This is a genomic window from Glutamicibacter sp. NPDC127525 (assembly GCF_042672105.1).
Lineage (GTDB): Bacteria > Actinomycetota > Actinomycetes > Actinomycetales > Micrococcaceae > Glutamicibacter.
Window position 1 is genome coordinate 261,386 of the sequence record NZ_JBHXVN010000002.1, and the last position, 19,209, is coordinate 280,594.

Below are 19,209 nucleotides of genomic sequence, written 5' to 3' on the forward strand. Positions count from 1 at the left end.
GCCGGGCTATAGCGCGGTCAGTTCGGCGCCGTCGTAGAACCGGCCGGCCTTGTAGACCATCGGCTCAAGCTGGGCGACTTCGGAATGCTTTACCTTGGCGATGAACACGGTATGGGTCTTGGCTTGGAAGCGCTCCTTGATTTCTGCTTCGATGGAAGCGGCCGAGCCATCGATCAGCGGGCTGCCGTTCGGCCCCTGATGCCATTCGAGCTCGGCGAACTTGTCATCACCCTTGGAAGCGAAGGTGCCCACGGTGTCGCGCTGCCCGTTGCTCATGATGTTGATGCCCAGATGGGTGGACTTGAACAGCGATGCATAGGTGCTGGTGGTCTTCTGCACGCACACCAGCACCAGAGGCGGCTCGAGCGAAACTGACACATATGAATTTGCGGCTAGCCCGCGAGGCTTGCCATGTTCATCCATGGTGGTCACGACAGTCACGCCGGTAATGAATTGGCGGTTGAACCCCTTGAGCGCATCGAGATTCGGCACGCCGCTCAAATCGTCCACTACCACGCCATCATCCGTGGACTCGAAGGCGGACTTGAGCGATGGGACCCCCACGTCTTCGAGCAGCTCGCTCTGGTCCCAAGTCACCTGCTCCGAGATGATTTTCCCGTCCTGGACTTCCATCAGGTTGGAACCGCGGGTTTCCACGGTGTTGCCCGTGGCCGGCACACCCTGCAGATCGTTGGTGAACGTTCCGGTGGTGTGCCAGAAAATCGCGATGGACTGCTCCTGCTCATCCACGAGCAGATGGTCGATTTTTGTCACCAGATCAGGGAAGGCCTCCCGCACGGACAAAATCTCTTGCTTCAGCTCTCGGATGGTGGTGACGTTTTTGGATTTCTTGCTGATTCGCCGGAAGTCCGCGTGGAAGATCTCGTCCAGTGCATCGACCTGGCCCCGATCCCATGCCGCTTCCCAGGCGTTGACGAGTGATTCTTTGACAGGCTGGAGTGAATTTACAATTTGTTGCATGCAAGAAATGCTAGCAAAGGTTGTGACGGAGTCAACATGTTTCAGGAAATTCTCTTAAATTTAGCGGATTCAAGGCGATTCCTTGAATTTCTGTTGCATACAAGAGAATCTATGGATAGAGTTCTTGTATGCAAGAGAGTTCAAGCGTGGAATCAAAAACCAGGAGCACCCCGGAGACGCCGTTGCTGGGCCGGCTCCGTCAAATGATCGTCACTGGAGTTGTTCAACCCGGAGACCTATTGGCAGAGACAGCCCTGGCGCAAGACTTCGAGGTCAGCCGTACTCCAATTCGAGAAGCATTGAAGCAGCTGGAGCGCGAGGGCCTAGTTGAGGTGCGTTCGCGGGTTGGAACATTCGTCAGGAAGCCCACCCAGCGCGAAATTCACGAGATGTTTTCCCTGAAGGAGGCCTTCGAGGGACTAGCCGCTGGCCTGCTGGCCAGACGTGGAGCCGTACCTGAATTGGAGCAGCTCAAGGAAAACGTTGCACGCAGCCAACGGGCCGTCGAGCGCGGCGACGCGGAACTCTATTCGCAACTGGTCCATGAATTCCACAGCACGTTGGTTGCCGGGGCTGACAACAGGAAGCTCACCGAGCACTATGACCTGTTGATGAACCAGCTGGCCTACCATCGCATCGTTTCGCAGACCCTGAGCTTGCCCGGGCGCTTGCAGAATTCGAAGGACGAGCACCAGGCAATCATCGACGCCATCAGCTCCAAAGATCCGTTGGCCGCAGAACTTGTGATGCGCAGGCATGTTGCCGCATCAAGCCAGTCGGCGGCCCTGGCCGCAATGAAAGAAGAAGACGAAGAACAACCGGGTTAGCCCCAAAAAAGCCATGCAAAGGAATACCAGATGAATTCTCCACTGGCCCAGCCGCCTCAGCTCATTGATTTGAGCACCCGATCAACGCTCGAAGACTACCAGGATTTGGCCCAGGCCATTGGTTTGCGCAAAATCTCGTGCACGGTGGAAGAAGTTCCCCACCACGAATTAGGCAGCATCACCCGCGCGACCGCCACCGCAGTCATCCCCAATCCTTGGCTCGGCACTGGAACGTCGCAAGATTTATCCGAGCGGACCGAGGCCATCGCCCCATTGCTCGCCAAGCTGCTGTCGGATCGCCTGCTCAATGCCCTGGGCGGAGCCGAACAAGTTGAAGCTTTCGGCAAGGCCGCATTGGTTGGCAGCGATGGGGAATTGGAGCATGCCGGAGCGCTGATCCACACCCCGTTCTTCGGCAACCTGCTGCGCGAAGCCCTCGGCGGCACCTCGATCATCTGCTTTGTCGACGGCCGCGGCGTTCCTGGTGAATCCCTGCGAGTACCGATGTGGCATAAGACCGCAGCTGCCACCCGAACCCACTACCAGACCCTGGAGCTGTCCTTGCCCGATGCCCCGCATGCTGGCGAGATCGCGGTCATTGCCGCGGCATCAAGCGGCCCCCGGCCACATGCACGCATCGGCGATCGAACCACCGACCGAACGGTCACTTCCGAAATACTGAAGGGAATACAACTATGAACTACCGCAAACTGGTAACCATCGTCGAGGAAATTGCCACAGAGGGCGGACGCCCGGTGGATCCGGTAGCCCGCGTGGTCATTGTCGCCGCCGTATTCGACAACCCGTGGGCAGGGCAAGGATTCGTCGAGGACTTGAACCCGGGAATCGACTCGGTCGCCTCGGACCTCGGAGCGCTGCTGGCACCGCGGGTCATCGAAGCGCTGGGCGCCCCGCTCCAGGCCTATGGCAAGGCTGCAATCGTCGGCCTTGACGGTGAAGTCGAGCACGGCTCGGCCCTGATCCACACCCTGAAATTCGGCAACCACTTCCGCGACGCAGCCAAGGCCACCACCTTGCTGCCGGCCGTGGAAAAGCGCGGACAGGCCGGAGTGCAGTTCGACATCCCGCTCAAGCATTTCACCGATGCCACGATCCGCTCGCACCACCAGAGCGTCGAGGCCAGGATCGCCGATGCTCCGCATCCTGGCGAAATCCTGATCGCCCTGGCCGGCGCAACCCGTGGCCGGCCGCAGGAACGCCTGGCCCCGCTGTCCACCGAACAGTAGCAGAGCGCATCAGCCGGAACGGAGCGAAGCACGCATGACAAGCACGAAGCAGCCATTGGTTGTCCTCCTGCATGGAGTCGGATTGGACCGGACCATGTGGAAGCCGCTGCGCGAGCAGCTGGCGCACCAATCAGTGGCCCTGGACCTGCCTGGGCACGGGTTACGCCCGCCCCTGCGCAGCGAGCAGAATCTGGCGAGCTTGGCCGCCGATGTGCTCGAACGCCTTGAAACTCGCGAGCCTGTGCATCTTGTGGGATTCTCGCTCGGTGCCTTGGTTGCCCAGTACCTTGCGCGCTTCGCTCCCGGGCGCGTGCTGACCTTGTCTGCGGTGAACTCCGTATGCCGGCGCACCGCCGAAGAGTCGACCGCGGTGGAAGAGCGCCTGGCTACCGCCGGCACGAACTTCTCCCAGGGAGTGGACCGCGCCATCGAACGCTGGTTCCCGGCCGCGGCCACCACGGTGGACGCGCAGCTCATCGAGGCTACGCGCCAAACTATGGCGGGCAACGATCTCGAATCCTATCTGCACGCCTACGCGGTTTTCGCCCGCGGTGACCAGGAGATTGCCGGCGAACTCGATGCGATCAAGCAGCCGACACTGGCCATCACCGGCGAGCTGGATCCCGGATCGACCCCGGAAATGTCCCGCCGGCTGGTTGCCGCTGTGCCGCAGGGGCGGCTGCGCATCATCCCCGGAGCACGGCATATGCTTCCGGTCGAGAATCCGCTGGCCTTGGCCGCGGAATTGAACAGTTTTTTCAGCGATAACGAAGGGAAACAGGCATGAGCGAGCGTTACATGCATTTCATCAACGGAGAGCACATCGCTCCCAGCGAAGACCGTTTCTTCACCAGCTCCAACCCGGCAACCCTCGAAGATCTTTACGAGGCCGCGCGCGGCAATGCTGAAGATGTGGACCGTGCTGTCAAAGCCGCCCATAAGGCATTCTCCGCGCCCTCGTGGAGCGCCCTGAGCGCCACCGCCCGTGGACATCTGCTGCGCCGCCTAGGCGATCTAATCGGTGAGAATGCCGAGAAGTTGGCCCGCTACGAATCCTTGGACAACGGCAAGCTGCTGCGCGAAATGCGGGGCCAGCTGGCCACCCTGCCGGAGTACCTCTACTACTATGCCGGGCTGGCCGACAAGGTGCAGGGTTCCCAGATCCCGAGCATGAACCCGGCGATCTTGAACTACACCCAGCGCGAAGCATTGGGCGTGGTCGGAGCCATTACCCCCTGGAACTCGCCGCTAACGCTGACCACCTCGAAAATCGCCCCGGCGCTGGCTGCTGGCAATACCGTGGTAATCAAGCCGAGCGAGTACACCTCGCGGACCGTGCTGCTGCTGGCAGAGCTGGCAGACCAGGCCGGATTCCCTCCGGGCGTCATCAACGTTGTCACCGGCTTTGGAGCCGAGGCCGGCGCCGCGCTGGTCAGCCACCCGCTGCTGGCCAAGATCTCCTTCACCGGTTCAACTGCCACCGGCTCGAAAATCGCCGCCGAGGCCGCCAGCCGCTTCATCGGCTGCACCCTGGAACTGGGCGGCAAGAGCCCGAACATCGTCTTCGATGACGCCAACGTCGCCAATGCGGCCATGGGCGTGGTGGCCGGAATCTACGCCGCGGCCGGCCAGACCTGCATTGCCGGCAGCCGGGTCTTCGCCCACAAATCGGTCTACGACGAGCTGCTGGAACGGGTCACCGAACGCGCCAAGTCCATCGTCATCGGAGACCCGCTCTTGGATGCCACCGAGCTGGGCCCGCTGGCCTTTGCCGACCAGTTGGAAAAGGTCGCTTCCTATGTGAAGATCGGCGCAGACGAGGGCGCCAAAGTGCTGGCCGGCGGCATCCGCCCCGAAGGCCTGGACCTGCCGGGCTACTACTTCTCCCCCACCGTGCTCACCGACGTCAACAACGACATGCGCGTGGTCCGCGAGGAGATCTTCGGCCCGGTGGCTGCGATCATGCCCTTCGAGCACGAAGACGAGCTGCTGTCCATGGCCAATGACACCGAGTACGGGCTGGCCGCCGGCGTGTGGACGCAGAACCTTGCCCGCGCCCACCGCATGGCCCGGAGGCTGGATGCCGGCACGATCTGGGTGAACACCTACCGGGCGATGTCCCCGATGTCCCCGCGCCAGGGCTTCAAGAACTCGGGCGTTGGCATCGAGCACGGCCTCGAATCCATGAACGAATACACCCGCCTCAAGAGCGTATGGATCAACACCGACGAGTCCCCCGTCGCAGATCCGTTTGTGATGCGCGGCTAAGGAAAGGGAACCCCATGCCACTGATCGATGTATCCATTGCCAAGGGCCGCAGCCCCCGGCAGCTGCGCGCCCTGATCGACGCCTTGCACCGGGCCGCCGAAGAAACCGTTGATGCGGCCCCCGAGAACATCACAGTCATCGTGCGCGAAGTCGACCATGAACATTGGTCCCGGACCAACCAAACCATCGCCGAACGCAACCGCACCCAGGCAACTGCCTAAGGGCAGCAGAGCAACGAAAGAAGGACAGATATGCGCTTTTCACTGTTCATCCACATGGAACGCTATGACGACTCGATCAGCCACGCACAGCATTTCGAGAACCTCGTCGAACTGACTCAAATGGCCGAAGCCGGTGGCTTCTCCACAGTCTGGATCGGCGAACACCACTCGATGGAATACACCGTCTCCCCGAACCCGATCCCGCAGCTTGCTTACCTCGCGGCTCGGACCTCCACGATCCGGCTCGGAGCCGGCACCATCATCGCACCATTCTGGAACCCGATCCGAGCAGCCGGCGAACTCGCGCTGCTCGATGTCATCAGCAATGGCCGTGCCGAATTAGGCGTGGCACGCGGTGCCTACCAATTCGAATTCGATCGCATGACCGATGGCATGAAGGCCACCGACGGCGGAGCCTCCATGCAGGAGCTCATCCCGGCAGTCAAGAAGCTTTGGGAGGGCGATTACGCCCACGACGGAGAAGTCTGGCAGTTCCCGACGTCCACCTCGGTGCCCAAGCCAACACAAAAGCAGATCCCTGTCTGGGTTGCCGCCCGCAGCCCCGAGTCGCACGAGTATGCTGTGGCCAACGGGTGCCATGTCATGGTGACTCCGCTGATGAAGGGCGACGAAGAAGTCGAATCATTAGTCCAGAAGTACGAAGCCGCCATCGCTGCCCACCCGGAGGTGAAACAGCGCCCTGACATCATGGTGCTTCGCCACACTTATCTGCACTCCGCCAACGAGCCAGAGGCCTGGCGCCCTGCTGCCGAAGGCATCAACAAGTTCTACCGCACCTTCGATGCGGTCTTCGGCAACAAGGTGGAGCCGGTCAACGGATTCATCGATCCCAGCCCGGAGGAGAAGTTCTCTGAACGCGAGGAGTTCACGCCTGAGTCCCTGCACCGCACCGCAATGATCGGCACGCCGGACGTGGTTGTTGAGCGCCTGCGCCGCTACGAAGATCTGGGCGTCAGCGAATACAGCTTCTGGAGCGACAACGCCCTGAGCCACGAGGAAAAGAAACGCTCGCTGAAGTTGTTCATTGACGAAGTTGTGCCGAATTTCGTGAAGTAGGCTGCGAAGGACCAGCCCGAACCGAGGCCGCCGTGCATCCGATTTTTCGGTGCCGGCGGCCTTTGCCGTCAGGCTTCAGATTCCTGTTTGCGCGACGGAGCGATGATCGCGAACTCTGCGCCGGTGACGTCGCTGAGCACGGCCATGCGGCCAAAGTAGGAATCATGGGGCTCATGGATGATCGTGCCGCCGAGCTTCTCGGCGAGCGCCACGGTCTGTTCGGCATCCGCCACCGCGAAGTAGGCGCGCCAACCGGCCTTGGAATCCGGATAGCTGGAGATATCGAAGATTCCGGCCACCGCCTCGGAACCTTGGCCGTAGGTGTGGTAGCGGAATTCGTCCGTGTCCGAGACCGGGGACAGGCACCAGCCCAGTGCTACACGGTAGAAGCGGGCCACCGCCTCGAAGTGCCTGGTGTGCAGCTCGTTCCAGATGCGGGTGCCCGGTGCACGGCTGGCGGTTGTGTCTGCTGATTGGAATGCCTGGAAGAGTCCAACGCCGGTTCCCGCTGGGTCCCCGATGATGGCCATGGTTCCCTGGCCGGGAATGTCGATGGGCTTTAGGTAGACCTTGCCGCCGTGCATCTTGGTGGCATAGGCGGCGGCGTGCACATCGGTCACATTCAGGTAGGTGGTCCAGGCATCTTGCACCTCGGAATCCGGGTCATTGGCAATGAAGCCGGTGACCATTTCCCCGTTGAGGTAGACCTCGGCATATCCCTCGTCGCGGGTTTCCTCGTCATGGCGGACTTCCCAACCGAAAAGCTGCCCGTAGAACTGCGTGGAGCCCTCCATGTCGCTGGTGAGCAAATCGACCCAGCACGGCTCGGCTCGAGGATCCTTTGGTGCCGGCATCGCTTCCCCATTCCACAATTCATCCAGCTCGTTTGGGCTGAGTCTATGTCCTTTTTATCCAGATCAGCAACGGAAATTTTCCATCGGTCAGGATATTGCGAAACTCAATACCTCGCACTGAACCGCAGTTCCAATATGGTTTAATGTGACACGGCACACAATGCAGTGCTGGGCAACCCGAGGAGTTCACCATGAGCGTTTCCACATCCAATCTCACTGTTTCAGTGGCGGCCATCCTCGCAGAAGGGGCTGCCCGCTACGGCGAGCTGAACGCCATCACCGTCGATGGCCGCAGCACCACCTATGAGCAGCTGTGGGAGCAGGCCCGGCAATACGCCGGAGCTCTGCAAGCCCAAGGCATCGAGGCGGGCGACCGGGTGGCCTTGCTCATTCCCAACGTCACGGACTTCGCCCGCGCCTACTACGCGGTTCTGGCCCTGGGCGCCGTAGCGGTACCGGTCCACGCGCTGCTCAAGGCGCGCGAGATCTCCTACATCCTGGAGGATTCCGAAGCCAAGCTGATGATCTGCGCCGCACCCCTGCTCGCAGAAGGAGCAGCGGGGGCCGCCGCTTCCGGGGTGCCGGTGCTCAGCGTGCTGGCTCCGGAGGAATCGGGCGCCATCCGGTTGGAAGACCTGGCCCGGCACGCCGCGCCGATTGGCACCTACCTGCCGCGCCGCCCCGAAGACCTGGCCACGATCCTGTACACCTCGGGCACCACCGGCAAGCCCAAGGGTGCGCTGGGCACGCATCTGGCGTTGATCGAGCAGACCCACACCACATTGCTGAACACCATGGAATTGCGCCGCGGCGACAAGCTCTTCGGCGGGTTGCCGCTGTTCCACACCTTCGGCCAGACCTGCGTGCTCAATACCGGGCTGCGGGTGGGGGCCGAGGTCATGCTGTTGCCCAAATTCACCGCCGAAGGGGCCCTGGAACTGTTGTTGGAGGCTGGCATCGACGTCTTCTTCGGGGTGCCCACGATGTATGTGGCTCTGCTCGAAGCGGGCAAGCAGCGCGAAGGGATGCCGGAAAAACTGCGCTACGCCATTTCCGGAGGAGCCTCGCTTCCGGTATCCATCCTCACCGCCTTCGAGCAGCGCTTCGGCGCGCGGATCCACGAGGGCTACGGGCTGACCGAGACCTCGCCGGTGGCTTGCTTCAACCATGTGGGCGTCGACCCGCGGCCCGGGACCGTGGGCACCCCGGTCTGGGGCGTGGATGTGGAAATCGCCGATCCTGCCTGCCCCGATGAAATCCGGCTGCTGCCGCGCGGGGAGCTGGGCGAGCTGGTAGTGCGCGGGCACAACTTGTTCTCCGGCTACCTGAACCGGCCTGAGGCCACGGCCGAAGCGGTGGTTGATGGCTGGTTCCGCACCGGGGATCTGGGGACCAAGGACGAGGATGGCTACCTGCGCATCCTGGACCGGACCAAGGACATGATCCTGCGCAACGGCTACAACGTGTACCCGCGCGAAATCGAAGAGGTACTGGTTTCCCATCCGGAGATTTCCAATGCCGCCGTGTACGGGGTGCCGCACGAAACCCACGGACAGGAGATTGCCGCATCGGTGACCTTGGAGGCCGGCTCCACGCTGGGCGCGCAGGAGCTGGTGGCGTGGGCCAGCAAGCAGATGGCCGCGTACAAGTATCCGCGGCTGATCGAGATCGTCCAGGAATTCCCGCTGGGTCCCAGCGGGAAGATCCTCAAGCGCGAACTGGTTGCGCAGTTCACTGCCGAGCAGGACTAGCGAACACTACTGGGGCAGTCCACCGTAATCCGGTGTGCGGCGCGAGCAGAACGCGGATCTGCCTTCGGCCAGGTCCGCGTTCGCCCCGTTCTCTTCCCACATCGCTTCCCACCAGCCCTCGGTGGCTTCTCCCTGGCGCACCAAGTTGATGGCCTCATTGGTGCGCGCAATGGAATATGGCGAGTTCGCGGACAGCTTGCCCAGCAGTGCGGCCAGCTCTTCTTCGAGCTGCCCATGGGCAATCACGCGGGTGAACATGCCCCAGCGTTCCGCCTCGGCAATGGAAATCTCCGCGCCGGAAAACAGCAGGTACTTGGCCCGGTGCTCCCCCACGGTACGCACCAGCCGTTCGATGCCCGGCCGCGGGAAAACCAGCCCGATTCTTGCTGGGGTGATCGCGAGTCGCACGTTATCCGAGGCCAACTGGATATCGCAGGCCGAGGCCAGCTGCCAGGCCCCGCCAAAGCAATGGCCTTCCACCACCGCGATGGTGGTTTTCGGGCAGCCCACGATGATCTTGTCGAGCAGGTCGAAATGGTTGATCAGCTCCCCGTCGGCGTCCCGGTCGAAGAGCACCTGGTCCATCTCGTCGATGGCAATTCCAGCGCAGAAGTTCCCTTCCGCGCCGCGAACCACAATGGAACTGACCTCGTCGTCGGTCGAAAGGCCGGCAAAGGCGCCCACCAGCTGCAGGCACATGTCCTTGGTGAGCGCGTTGAGTTGGCCCGGGTTATCCAGCAGCACCACGGCAGTGGACCCGGCTATTTCTACGCTGACCCGTGCTTCATTGTCCTTGCCCATCAGGTTCCTCCCAGTCGCGTGCAAGCCGCAGAAGTTTTAGAGGCAATAGCAATGCCCCCACTTCGCAATCTATCGCGAAATGGGGGCAAGCTGTTGTCCAGGCTGGAAATTATTACTTCCCGGTTCGTTGTACGCGAATTGGAGCTAGGTGGCTGGATACGACCCAGGGCCCGGTACGCTAATACCGGGCCCTGGGCCCTTCCCTTCCGGGCTTAATTTCGCCGCAAGGTAAGAATTCGTTGCAAGACCACGAAGATCAGCAGCAATCCGCCGATCACGATCTTGGTCCACCAGGAACTCAAGGTTCCCTCGAAGGTGATGATGGTTTGGATCAGTCCGAGCACCATCACGCCAACCACCGAGCCGAGAATGAAGCCCATGCCGCCGACAAGCAGGGTTCCACCGATAACCACTGCGGCGATCGCGTCGAGCTCCATGCCCACACCGGTCAGCGCATAGCCCGAGCGCGAGAACATGGCGAAGAGGATTCCGCCCAGCGCCGCACAGGTGCCGGAGATGACGTAGACAACCACCTTGGTGCGTGCCACACGCAATCCCATCAGGGTGGCTGATTGCTCGCCGCCGCCCACCGCGTAAACGGTGCGGCCGAAACGGGTGCGGTGCAGCACCCACCAGGACCCGGCAATCACCAGCACGGCGATGACCACGGCCGCGGTCAACCGCCAGCGCCCCGCAGAAACACCCCAGCTCGACAGGGCGACAAAACCCTCATCGCGGATCGGCACGGATTCCGGGGCGAAGATGAAGCACAGGCCGCGGGCCAAGAACATGCCGGCCAAGGTAGCCACGAAGGGCTGCACCTCGAAGTACTGGATCATCACTCCCATGCCCAGGCCGATGATCGACCCGCTGAGAATCGCGATAGGCAGCACCAGGGACAACGGGATCCCGGCATTGAGCATGGTTGCGGTGATGACCGAGGACAGGGCCAGCACCGCACCGACCGACAGGTCGATGCCGCCGGTGAGAATCACGAACGTCATTCCTGCTGCCAGCACGATCAAGTGGGCATTGTTGATGAACAGGTTGGATAGTACAGCGGGCGAAAGGAAATTCTCGTAGCGCACTCCGCCGATGACGAGCATCAGCCCGAAGACGACCACAGTGCCCAGAACCGGCAGGTAGCGCCGGTCCACATTCAATTTGGATATGGACTTGCGCGGAACACTGAGGATGCTCATGCTCCCACCTCCTGGTAGCGGCGGCGTTCGCGCAAGGAACCGAGCATGGCGCGCAGCCGGGTTGACATCATCAAGGTCACGGCAATGACCACGATGGCTTTGAATAGCGAAGTGACCAGCGGTGAAACGCCCAGAACGGTCACAGCCAGGCTCAGGGTGGTAATGATCAGCACGCCAATCATGGTGCCCGCGAGGTTGAACTTGCCGCCGGCCAGGGACGTGCCGCCGATAACCACGGCGAGAATGGCATCCAGCTCTATGAACAGTCCCGCATTGTTGGCATCAGCGGCCATGGTGTTGCCGGCGAAGATCAGTCCGGCCAGGCCCGATAGCAGGCCGCACAACACATAGACGGTGAATACCAGAGTTCTTGATTTCACCCCTGAAAGCCGGCTGGCTTCCGGGTTGATGCCTACCGCTTCGAGCAGCATGCCCAGCGCAGTACGCCGTACCACGAGGGCCACCACCGCAAACACGCCGTAAGCGATGATCGCGGCCACCGGCAGGCCCAGCACATAGCCCGAGGCCAGTTTGCTGAAAGGTGCGCTATTGACCGTGGTGATCTGGCCGTTGGTAATCAGCATGGCCACACCGCGGCCGGCAGTCATCAGGATCAGCGTGGCGACGATCGGCTGGATGCCGAAGTTCGCCACCAGCACGCCGTTGAATGCGCCGAGGATCAGGCACAGCCCCAAGGCCACGATGACGGCGCCGACGGCTGTACCTGCGGATCCCGGATTGGCCGAGCTGGCGATGAATGTCAGCGCCACGGCTCCGGAGATCGCGACGGTGGCACCCACCGACAGGTCGATGCCGCGGGTGGCGATCACCAGAGTCATGCCCACGGCAACCAGCAGCAGCGGCGAGCTATTGCGCAGGATGTCTATGGGGGCACCGAACAGGTGCCCGTCCAGCACGCTGATGCCCAGGATGTCCGGGCGCTTGATGGTGCAGGCTAGCAGCAGCGCGAGCAGCGCAATCGCTGGCCAAAACAGGCGATGCTTGTAAATACGGGTCATTTGTTTTCTTCCCCGGTGGCGATGATTTCGATCAGGCGTGGCACATCCACATCTGGAGTGCTTGGAATTTCGGCAACCTTGGCGTGATCGCGCATCACAACGATGCGATCCGAGAGGCGCAGGACTTCTTCTAGCTCAGCGGAGATGAAGACCACCGACATGCCCTGTTCAGCTAGTTCGGAGACCAGGTTCATGATTTCGGTCTTCGCGCCGATGTCGATTCCGCGGGTGGGCTCATCGAGGAGCAACAGCTTCGGAGCGGTGGCGAGCCAGCGGGCCAGCAGAACTTTCTGCTGATTCCCGCCCGAGAGGTTCTTGAGCAGGGCGTTCGGATTGGCCGGACGGACGCCCAGTGCCTTGATATAGGCGTCCACGATTTGGGTGGCTTTGGTCTTGGGCAGCGGGCGGATCCATCCGCGCGCTGCCTGCAGGCCGAGGATGATGTTCTCGGCCACGGTCAGCTCCCCCACAACCCCTTCACCCTTGCGGTCTTCGGATGTGTAGGCGATTTTGCGGCCCAGGGCCTGCCGGGGAGTTCGCAGCTTCACCGGTTTCCCGCCCAGCTTGATCACCCCGTAATCTGCCTTGTCCGCTCCGTAAAGCAGGCGCGCGAGTTCGGTACGGCCTGAGCCCAGCAGGCCGGCCAAGCCGATGACTTCCCCGGGATAGAGGTCCAGATCGAAAGGCTGCACCGCTCCCTTGCGCCCGAGTCCCACTGCCTGCAGCAACGGTTCGGCGTCGGCCGCGCGTTCGGTTGCGGCGGTGCGTTCATTGGCGCCGCCCACTTGGGCATCGGAGGTGCCAGCGATCATCAGCGAGACCAGTTCACGTTGCGGCAGCTGGTCCTTCTCTCGTTCTTCCACCAATTGCCCGTTGCGCAGCACGGTAATGCGGTCGGCAATGGCGTAGATCTGGTCCAGGAAGTGCGACACGAAGAGGATCGCCACACCATCATCACGCAACTTCCGCATGACTTCGAAGAGCTGGGCCACCTCGTCGGTATCCAGGCTCGAGGTCGGTTCATCGAGAATCAGCACCTTGGCGTCGACCACCATGGCGCGGCTGATGGCCACCAGCTGCTGGACGGCCAATGAATGGGACCCCAGCGAGCTGGCCGGGTCTATCTTCAGCCCCATCCGTTCCAGATAGGTTTTGGCCTGGCGCCGCATGGTTCGCCAGTCAAGACCACCGAAACGGCGAGGCTCGCTGCCGAGCATGATGTTTTCGGCCACGGTGAGATTGGTGCAGAGATTCACCTCTTGGTACACCGTAGAGATGCCGCGTTCGCGGGCATCGGCGGGGCCTGTGAAGCGGGTGTCGTTGCCGTTAACCGTGATGGTTCCGGAAGCGATCGGATTCACTCCAGTCAGAGCCTTGATCAGGGTAGACTTTCCAGCGCCGTTCTCCCCCATCAGGGCGTGGACTTCACCGGGAAAAAGCCGGAAGCCAACGTTGTCCAATGCTTTGACCCCGGGGAACTCCACGGATATTCCAGCCATTTGAACGATGGGCTTCGTTGTAGGGGAATGCTGCACGGTGATTTCCTCAGTCCGTGACATGGGTGTTGAATCAATCATTAACTTGCCTCTGCGAGTTGCTTGTCCTGCCACCTGGTGGTGAACCGGCGGGCCAGCTTTTGGCCCGCCGGTTCGTGCTCTTGCCTGCGTTTCTAGTAGGTGCGATCGGCCAGGACCTCGGCCGCTTCATCCTGGGTGAAGGCGGCGTCTTCAACGACGATGCGCTTCTCCACAGATTCGCCGGCTACAACCTTCTTGGCGATTTCTGCCAAATCCTCGCCCAGCAGCGGGTTGCATTCGACGATGTAGTTGATCTTGCCGTCAACCTATGCCTGCATGCCGTCCTTGACCGCGTCAATGGTGACAATCTTGATGTCCTCGCCTGGCTTCTTGCCTGCTGCCTCGATGGCTTCAATGGCGCCCAAGCCCATGTCATCGTTATGGGCGAAGACCAGATCGATATCGTCATGGGAGTTCAAGAAACCTTCCATGACCTGCTTGCCGCCTGCACGGGTGAAGTCACCGGTCTGCGAGTCGATAATCTCGATGTCCGTGCCCTCAATGGCCTTTCCGAAGCCTTCCTTGCGGTCGATGGCCGGTGCCGAGCCGGTAGTTCCCTGCAGTTCGACAACCTTCAGGTCCTTGTCCAGATTCTCTACAACCCAATCCCCGGCCCGCTGTCCTTCTTCAATGAAGTCGGAGCCGATGAACGAGGCAAAGAGCGTGTCATCGGTGGTGTCAACGGCGCGGTCCGTGAGGATCACCGGGATATTGGCGCTCTTGGCTTCTTGCAGCACAGCATCCCAGCCCGTTTCTACCACTGGGGAAAACGCCAGGACGTCAACGCCCTGCGCGATGTACGAGCGCAGAGCCTGGATCTGGTTCTCCTGCTTCTGCTGGGCATCAGAGAAGCTGAGCTTGAAGCCGTTTTCTTCGGTCAGGGTGTCTTGGATGTCCTTGGTATTCGCCGCGCGCCACCCGGACTCGGCGCCAACCTGCGAGAAACCGATGGTAATGGTCTCAGAACCGGATCCTCCGCCTTCGCTGCCACTGGAATCCGAGCCGGCGCATGCGCTCATGGCTGCCATAGCTGCGATGCTGAGCGTTGCCAAGCCAGTGCGCAAAAAGGTCTGTCGTTTCATCGTGAGTTCCTCCTCGTAGGTCCCCGCCGGATAATGGTGGAGTGAATGGTCTCCGGCACCAGAAAAATGTGTCGATGGTCACAATGTTAGCGCTAACAATTTAGGGTGTGAAGAGCCTTCCGGCTTTTGATTTCTTTTTCCATTGCCAACGGGCGACGGTTTTCAATCTAAATCGATATCCGACTAGGTAAAAAGGAATCAATGAGAGAAGGGAAATTATCCGGATTTAATCAATTGTTTGTTCGTCAGCTCGGCATTCGGAACAAATATCCCTGAATTCTTGTCCTGCTTGACGGTGCGCCTCATGTAAGGATGCAGTGTGCGAAACTGGGCATGTGGATGCACAAATTATTTACACGATCATCGCCGGGCTGCTGCTAGTTGTATCGGCATTGGGCACCATCTTCCCGGTGCTGCCCGGCTCGTTGCTGACGATCGGCACGCTCTTGGGCTGGGGCTGGCTGCTGGGTTCCGGCGCTTCCTGGTGGGCGGCCGGCCTGGGTATGGCGATCGCACTGCTGGGCTGGTCCGCCTCTGCGATCCTGACCGGCAAGAAACTCAAGGAACATCAAATCCCCAAGGGTTCCATTCTCTTTGCGGTCGTGGGTGCCATCGCCGGTGCTTTCCTCATTCCCGTGATCGGCATGTTCGTCGGTTTCGCAGTGGGCCTATTCGCCGGTGAAAGCGTGCGCCGGCGCGAAGTCTCCGGCGCGCTCGGCTCATCCTGGGCTGCGTTGAAGGCCATGGGCCTGGGCATCGTCGTGGAATTCGGCTGCGTGCTGCTGGCCTCCTCCATTTGGGTTATCGGCCTGATTACCCACTTCGTAACGCGCTAGATCCAGCCCATCTCGCGGGCGTAGCGCGCGGCCTCGATGCGGTTGGCAGTGCTGGTTTTGCCGATCGCATTGGACAGGTGGTTGCGCACGGTTCCCACCGACAGGTGCACCGCCGAGGCAATCTGCGATACCGGCGAGCCGGAGGCGGCCAGTGAAAGGATCTCGCGCTCACGCCCGGTCAGCGGGTTGCTGCGACTCTCCACGCTGAGCATGGCACGCTGCGGATCCACTACCTTGTCCCCGCAATAGACCCTGCGGATGGCGGCAATCAGCTCGGCCGGCGGAGAATCCTTGACCAGGAAGCCGTGCGCTCCGGCTTCGAAGGCCTGGCGGAAATATCCGGGACGGTCAAAGGTGGTCAGGATCAGCACCTTCACCTCGGCGTGGCTGGCCTTGAGTTCTGCTGCGGTGCGCAGCCCGTCGTGCCGTGGCATCTGCACATCCAGCAACGCGATGTCGGCAGGGTGCGCGTCCAGTGCGGCGGCGACCTCGTCACCATCGGCGCATTGCGCAACGACGTGGATGTCTTCTTCGAGGTTCAGCAAGGCTGCCAGCGCGCCCCGGACCAGGTGCTGGTCATCGGCGATGAGTATCCGGATCACGCTGCACTCCCCTCTGCCTCGAAGGCCACTTGCACGCTGGTTCCGCCCAGCCGCGATGCCCCTACTGTACAACTGGCACCGAATTGCTTGGCGCGTTCCTGCATTCCCCGGATGCCGTGGCCTGGCGTGCTGGCTTGCAGGCCATCCCCGTCGTCATCGACGCTGACTTTTCCGGGTTCCAGATGCAGCACGATGGTGCTGGCGTGCGCGTGGCGCAGCACATTGGTGACCGCTTCGCGCAGGATCCATGCCACATGCGAACGCAGCTGCATCGGGACTTGCTCGGCGGTTCCTGCCACCGTGAATTCGAGGTTGTTGTCGTCGCACGCCTGCTGCAGCTCGGCCAGCTCCCCGGCCAGGTCCTGGCGGCTGAGCCCCTGCACCGTCGTGCGCACGGAGTCCAGCGCGTCCACGGCCAGGGCGCTGAGTTGTTCCAGTTCTCCGCGGGCCTGGGCGTACTGTTCCTGGTCCATCAGGCGCAGGGCCAGCTGCGCCTTCAAATTCAATGCGGTCAGCGAATGCCCGATGCCATCATGCACGTCCCTGGCCACGCGCTCCTGCTCGGCGACCAGCAGGTAGTCGCTGCGGATCTTTTCTGCTGCGGCCGAGCGCCGAATAGCGGCCACGGTAATCGCGTACACCACCATCAGCACGAGGTTCAGGCCGATCAGGAAGATCGCGTCCATGAACTGCCCGAAGATGATGGGCAGCGCGAAACTGAGCACCAGCACCGCGGCATAGGCCGCGATGGCCCATTTCCTGTTCAGCAAGAAGATCGCGAAGGAGGTGATGAAGGGGAAGAGCCCCATGGCGGTCAACCCGATGACCGGAATGCCCAGGGCGATAATCGCGCAGAGGACCAGGAAGTTCGCATGCGCCCGGCGAGCGCTGGTTCCGCCCTGCCCGATCTTCTGGGAGAACCTGGCGTAGGACTGCAGGTAAACGGCGGCGAAGAGGGCGATCAGCGCCAAGCCGATGATCCGGGTGGGCAGCGCGTAGTCTTCGATAACCAGGTCCAGCACCGGGAAGACCAGGAAAATCACCCAGACGCCGGCGACCAGCCAACCTCGGCGATCCCAGAATTTCTGGTCCTCGTCGATCTCGCAGAGCGGATCGTCCGCTGGCGCGGTGCTGGGCAGGTTGCGGCTCACTGGCGTGCCTTGGCCTTCCTGGTGGCGAGTACCGCGAAGAGAACGAAGATGAGTGCCCATGCCACTAGGTTAGCGGTTGGGATCCACAACGCGTCCGGGGCCATTTCTACTCCGGCGGGCATGTCCTTGAGCAACGGGTAGCGGGCCAGGGCTACGTAGCCGTACATCGGGGTGAAGCGGGCCGCGTCGAGCATGCCTCCTTCCAGGGGCATGAAGACATTGCCGAAGAAGGCGAAGAACACCATCAGGCCTGAGGCCAGGCCCAGGGCCGATTCGGATTTGAACACCATGCCCACCCCGATGCCGTAGCAGGCGAAGACCATGGCGCCGAGCAGGATGATCAGGTAGCTCGCTCCCCAGATCCAGCCTTCTTGCACTTCGGCTCCAGTCGCGGCGCCCAGGGCGAAGACTACTGCTGCCGAGGCACCGGCTACGGTGGCCGCGACGATCATCTTGCTGCTGACGAACATGGCCGGCGGCATTTTGGTCAAGGCTATTTGCCTGCCCCATCCCTGCATGGTTTCGGTGGCCACGGTCCCGGCGATTGCCACAGTGCTGACCGCCGCCCCGTAGGCTGCCATGGAAATCATCAGATAGAACTTCACGTTGCCTGCGCCCAGCTCGAACTCGGTGTAGCTGGGGATGTTGCCGAACAGGATGTACATGGCGGCGGGCAGCAGCAGGGCGAAGATCAGGTTGTACCCATCGCGGAAGTGCCGTGCGAATTCCACGCGGATGTAGGTGCTCATCATGATGCGTCCTTGGTCAGCTGGATGAAGGCCTCTTCCAGGCTCGGCGAGGAAATTTCCAGGTCGTAGCCCTGGTAGTCGGCGAGCAGGGCGGCCGCGAAGCGGTCCGAATCGACGCTGTGGAAAGCGAAGCGCAATCCGTTGCGTTCGGCTACCTGCACCGAATTATCAAAAGCTCCGGCTCGTTCGGCATGCTCCGCCGAGGGGAAGGAAGCGCTGACGGTGCGTCCGGAGATGAGCTTGCGCAGCTCTTCGGTGGCGCCGTCGGCGACAATGCGGCCTTGGCTCATCAGCACGGTGCGTTCTGCGAAGTTCTGGGCTTCTTCCAGATAGTGCGTGGCGAAAATGACGGTGCGCCCTTCGGTAGCTTCTTCTCGCATCGTGGCCCAGAAATCCCGGCGGGCCATCACGTCCATTCCGGCAGTTGGCTCATCGAGGATCAGTACATCCGGGTCGGGCAGCAGAGCCAAAGCGAACTTGATGCGCTGCTGCTCGCCGCCAGAGCATTTGCCCACGCGCCGCTTGGCGATTTTATCCAGCCCCGTGCGTTCCATGACCGGCCCAATGCGATCTGCTTGCTCATGCATGTGGGCGATGACTGACACTGTCTCCTTGACGGTCATATCGCGCAGCAACCCACCGGTTTGCAAGACGGCAGAGACCCTTCCAGCGGAGATGGCTTGGCGCGGATCCAAGCCGAGGATTTCCACCGACCCTCCTGTGGGTTGGGTCAGGCCCAGGATCATGTCCACGGTTGTCGTCTTGCCAGCTCCGTTGGGTCCTAGGAAGGCCACGATCTGTCCGGTCTGGATCTGCAGGTCAATGCCCTTGACTGCTTCAACTTTGCTGCGCGGCGTTGAGAAGGTCTTCTTCAAGCCGCTGAGCGAAACTGCATTCGTTCTAATCAGCGTTTCCATGCTTCTTAGTCTTCCCCCTTTGCCGGGTGTGCAGAAGAGCAGAAAGT

Annotated in this window: 20 protein-coding genes; 9 read left to right on the plus strand and 11 right to left on the minus strand. The window is 61.5% G+C overall.

Annotated features, from left to right (window positions below; translation table 11 throughout):
• Positions 1–6 precede the first annotated feature (6 nt).
• Entirely contained in the window at positions 7–981 is a 975-nt protein-coding gene (locus ACFVHU_RS06915; protein ID WP_105656185.1) for a flavin reductase, read from the minus strand.
• Between the two features lie 146 nt (positions 982–1,127).
• On the opposite strand from ACFVHU_RS06915, the gene ACFVHU_RS06920 reads away from it, so the two are divergent.
• The 7 genes from ACFVHU_RS06920 to ACFVHU_RS06950 are packed head-to-tail and all read left to right on the plus strand — an operon-like array spanning position 1,128 to position 6,621.
• Entirely contained in the window at positions 1,128–1,808 is a 681-nt protein-coding gene (locus ACFVHU_RS06920) for a GntR family transcriptional regulator (protein WP_286134632.1), read from the plus strand.
• A gap of 30 nt (positions 1,809–1,838) precedes the next feature.
• The gene (locus tag ACFVHU_RS06925; protein ID WP_105656183.1) at positions 1,839–2,507 is read left to right on the plus strand and encodes an amino acid synthesis family protein; all 669 of its coding nucleotides are present in this window, start codon (positions 1,839–1,841) and stop codon (positions 2,505–2,507) included.
• A complete protein-coding gene (locus tag ACFVHU_RS06930) occupies positions 2,504–3,055 on the plus strand; it encodes an amino acid synthesis family protein (RefSeq protein WP_133834116.1) in 552 nt (183 codons plus the stop codon). Before ACFVHU_RS06925 ends, ACFVHU_RS06930 begins: the two co-directional genes overlap by 4 nt.
• A 34-nt stretch (positions 3,056–3,089) precedes the next feature.
• Positions 3,090–3,842, plus strand: a complete 753-nt coding sequence (locus ACFVHU_RS06935) for an alpha/beta fold hydrolase (protein ID WP_133834117.1) — start codon at positions 3,090–3,092, stop codon at positions 3,840–3,842.
• Positions 3,839–5,323 carry an aldehyde dehydrogenase gene (locus ACFVHU_RS06940; RefSeq protein ID WP_388023413.1) on the plus strand — a complete coding sequence of 495 codons (1,485 nt, stop codon included), beginning with the start codon at positions 3,839–3,841 and terminating at the stop codon, positions 5,321–5,323. Before ACFVHU_RS06935 ends, ACFVHU_RS06940 begins: the two co-directional genes overlap by 4 nt.
• A gap of 14 nt (positions 5,324–5,337) precedes the next feature.
• Positions 5,338–5,544 (plus strand): tautomerase family protein, encoded by a 207-nt coding sequence (locus ACFVHU_RS06945; RefSeq protein ID WP_286134045.1) that lies wholly within the window; start codon positions 5,338–5,340, stop codon positions 5,542–5,544.
• Between the two features lie 30 nt (positions 5,545–5,574).
• Complete coding sequence (locus ACFVHU_RS06950) at positions 5,575–6,621, plus strand: LLM class flavin-dependent oxidoreductase (protein WP_133834120.1); 1,047 nt, start codon at positions 5,575–5,577, stop codon at positions 6,619–6,621.
• 68 nt (positions 6,622–6,689) lie between these two features.
• On the opposite strand, the gene ACFVHU_RS06955 is transcribed toward ACFVHU_RS06950, so the two are convergent.
• Positions 6,690–7,475 (minus strand): VOC family protein, encoded by a 786-nt coding sequence (locus ACFVHU_RS06955; RefSeq protein WP_133834121.1) that lies wholly within the window; start codon positions 7,473–7,475, stop codon positions 6,690–6,692.
• Between the two features lie 191 nt (positions 7,476–7,666).
• Here ACFVHU_RS06955 and ACFVHU_RS06960 point away from each other — a divergent pair, with 191 nt between their 5' ends.
• Positions 7,667–9,226 carry a long-chain fatty acid--CoA ligase gene (locus ACFVHU_RS06960; protein ID WP_105656176.1) on the plus strand — a complete coding sequence of 520 codons (1,560 nt, stop codon included), beginning with the start codon at positions 7,667–7,669 and terminating at the stop codon, positions 9,224–9,226.
• Between the two features lie 6 nt (positions 9,227–9,232).
• On the opposite strand, the gene ACFVHU_RS06965 is transcribed toward ACFVHU_RS06960, so the two are convergent.
• From ACFVHU_RS06965 to ACFVHU_RS06985, 5 genes are all read right to left on the minus strand, one after another.
• Positions 9,233–10,027, minus strand: a complete 795-nt coding sequence (locus ACFVHU_RS06965; RefSeq protein WP_388023419.1) for an enoyl-CoA hydratase/isomerase family protein — start codon at positions 10,025–10,027, stop codon at positions 9,233–9,235.
• A 212-nt stretch (positions 10,028–10,239) separates the two neighbouring features.
• Positions 10,240–11,229 carry a galactofuranose ABC transporter, permease protein YjfF gene (gene yjfF / locus ACFVHU_RS06970; protein WP_332727657.1) on the minus strand — a complete coding sequence of 330 codons (990 nt, stop codon included), beginning with the start codon at positions 11,227–11,229 and terminating at the stop codon, positions 10,240–10,242.
• Positions 11,226–12,248, minus strand: a complete 1,023-nt coding sequence (locus tag ACFVHU_RS06975) for an ABC transporter permease (protein ID WP_105656173.1) — start codon at positions 12,246–12,248, stop codon at positions 11,226–11,228. The genes yjfF and ACFVHU_RS06975 overlap by 4 nt, the downstream gene beginning before the upstream one ends.
• Positions 12,245–13,807, minus strand: a complete 1,563-nt coding sequence (locus ACFVHU_RS06980; protein WP_388023423.1) for a sugar ABC transporter ATP-binding protein — start codon at positions 13,805–13,807, stop codon at positions 12,245–12,247. The genes ACFVHU_RS06975 and ACFVHU_RS06980 overlap by 4 nt, the downstream gene beginning before the upstream one ends.
• Before the next feature lie 284 nt (positions 13,808–14,091).
• Positions 14,092–14,907 (minus strand): ABC transporter substrate-binding protein, encoded by an 816-nt coding sequence (locus ACFVHU_RS06985; protein ID WP_388023426.1) that lies wholly within the window; start codon positions 14,905–14,907, stop codon positions 14,092–14,094.
• A 335-nt stretch (positions 14,908–15,242) separates the two neighbouring features.
• On the opposite strand from ACFVHU_RS06985, the gene ACFVHU_RS06990 reads away from it, so the two are divergent.
• Positions 15,243–15,743: a DUF456 domain-containing protein gene (locus ACFVHU_RS06990; RefSeq protein ID WP_208294262.1), complete on the plus strand. Its 501-nt coding sequence runs from the start codon at positions 15,243–15,245 to the stop codon at positions 15,741–15,743.
• Here the strand turns inward: ACFVHU_RS06990 and ACFVHU_RS06995 are convergent.
• Genes ACFVHU_RS06995 through ACFVHU_RS07010 form a run of 4 tightly spaced genes read right to left on the minus strand, consistent with a single transcriptional unit; the run spans position 15,740 to position 19,162 of the window.
• The gene (locus ACFVHU_RS06995; RefSeq protein WP_105656169.1) at positions 15,740–16,345 is read right to left on the minus strand and encodes a response regulator transcription factor; all 606 of its coding nucleotides are present in this window, start codon (positions 16,343–16,345) and stop codon (positions 15,740–15,742) included. The genes ACFVHU_RS06990 and ACFVHU_RS06995 overlap by 4 nt on opposite strands.
• Positions 16,342–17,496 carry a sensor histidine kinase gene (locus tag ACFVHU_RS07000; RefSeq protein WP_388023429.1) on the minus strand — a complete coding sequence of 385 codons (1,155 nt, stop codon included), beginning with the start codon at positions 17,494–17,496 and terminating at the stop codon, positions 16,342–16,344. The genes ACFVHU_RS06995 and ACFVHU_RS07000 overlap by 4 nt, the downstream gene beginning before the upstream one ends.
• Positions 17,493–18,248, minus strand: a complete 756-nt coding sequence (locus ACFVHU_RS07005; protein WP_105656167.1) for an ABC transporter permease — start codon at positions 18,246–18,248, stop codon at positions 17,493–17,495. Before ACFVHU_RS07005 ends, ACFVHU_RS07000 begins: the two co-directional genes overlap by 4 nt.
• Complete coding sequence (locus tag ACFVHU_RS07010; RefSeq protein ID WP_105656166.1) at positions 18,245–19,162, minus strand: ABC transporter ATP-binding protein; 918 nt, start codon at positions 19,160–19,162, stop codon at positions 18,245–18,247. Before ACFVHU_RS07010 ends, ACFVHU_RS07005 begins: the two co-directional genes overlap by 4 nt.
• Positions 19,163–19,209 lie beyond the last annotated feature (47 nt).

What these genes read in the sequence shown, in the direction of transcription:
- ACFVHU_RS06950 (WP_133834120.1), top strand. Translation starts at nt 5,575, where the DNA reads ATGCGCTTTTCACTGTTCATCCACATGGAACGCTATGACGACTCGATC.
- ACFVHU_RS06955 (WP_133834121.1), bottom strand. Translation starts at nt 7,475, where the DNA reads ATGCCGGCACCAAAGGATCCTCGAGCCGAGCCGTGCTGGGTCGATTTG.
- ACFVHU_RS07005 (WP_105656167.1), bottom strand. Translation starts at nt 18,248, where the DNA reads ATGATGAGCACCTACATCCGCGTGGAATTCGCACGGCACTTCCGCGAT.
- yjfF (WP_332727657.1), bottom strand. Translation starts at nt 11,229, where the DNA reads ATGAGCATCCTCAGTGTTCCGCGCAAGTCCATATCCAAATTGAATGTG.
- ACFVHU_RS06925 (WP_105656183.1), top strand. Translation starts at nt 1,839, where the DNA reads ATGAATTCTCCACTGGCCCAGCCGCCTCAGCTCATTGATTTGAGCACC.
- ACFVHU_RS06930 (WP_133834116.1), top strand. Translation starts at nt 2,504, where the DNA reads ATGAACTACCGCAAACTGGTAACCATCGTCGAGGAAATTGCCACAGAG.
- ACFVHU_RS06935 (WP_133834117.1), top strand. Translation starts at nt 3,090, where the DNA reads ATGACAAGCACGAAGCAGCCATTGGTTGTCCTCCTGCATGGAGTCGGA.
- ACFVHU_RS06915 (WP_105656185.1), bottom strand. Translation starts at nt 981, where the DNA reads ATGCAACAAATTGTAAATTCACTCCAGCCTGTCAAAGAATCACTCGTC.
- ACFVHU_RS06980 (WP_388023423.1), bottom strand. Translation starts at nt 13,807, where the DNA reads ATGTCACGGACTGAGGAAATCACCGTGCAGCATTCCCCTACAACGAAG.
- ACFVHU_RS06945 (WP_286134045.1), top strand. Translation starts at nt 5,338, where the DNA reads ATGCCACTGATCGATGTATCCATTGCCAAGGGCCGCAGCCCCCGGCAG.
- ACFVHU_RS06940 (WP_388023413.1), top strand. Translation starts at nt 3,839, where the DNA reads ATGAGCGAGCGTTACATGCATTTCATCAACGGAGAGCACATCGCTCCC.
- ACFVHU_RS06965 (WP_388023419.1), bottom strand. Translation starts at nt 10,027, where the DNA reads ATGGGCAAGGACAATGAAGCACGGGTCAGCGTAGAAATAGCCGGGTCC.
- ACFVHU_RS06985 (WP_388023426.1), bottom strand. Translation starts at nt 14,907, where the DNA reads ATGAAACGACAGACCTTTTTGCGCACTGGCTTGGCAACGCTCAGCATC.
- ACFVHU_RS06960 (WP_105656176.1), top strand. Translation starts at nt 7,667, where the DNA reads ATGAGCGTTTCCACATCCAATCTCACTGTTTCAGTGGCGGCCATCCTC.
- ACFVHU_RS06975 (WP_105656173.1), bottom strand. Translation starts at nt 12,248, where the DNA reads ATGACCCGTATTTACAAGCATCGCCTGTTTTGGCCAGCGATTGCGCTG.
- ACFVHU_RS07010 (WP_105656166.1), bottom strand. Translation starts at nt 19,162, where the DNA reads ATGGAAACGCTGATTAGAACGAATGCAGTTTCGCTCAGCGGCTTGAAG.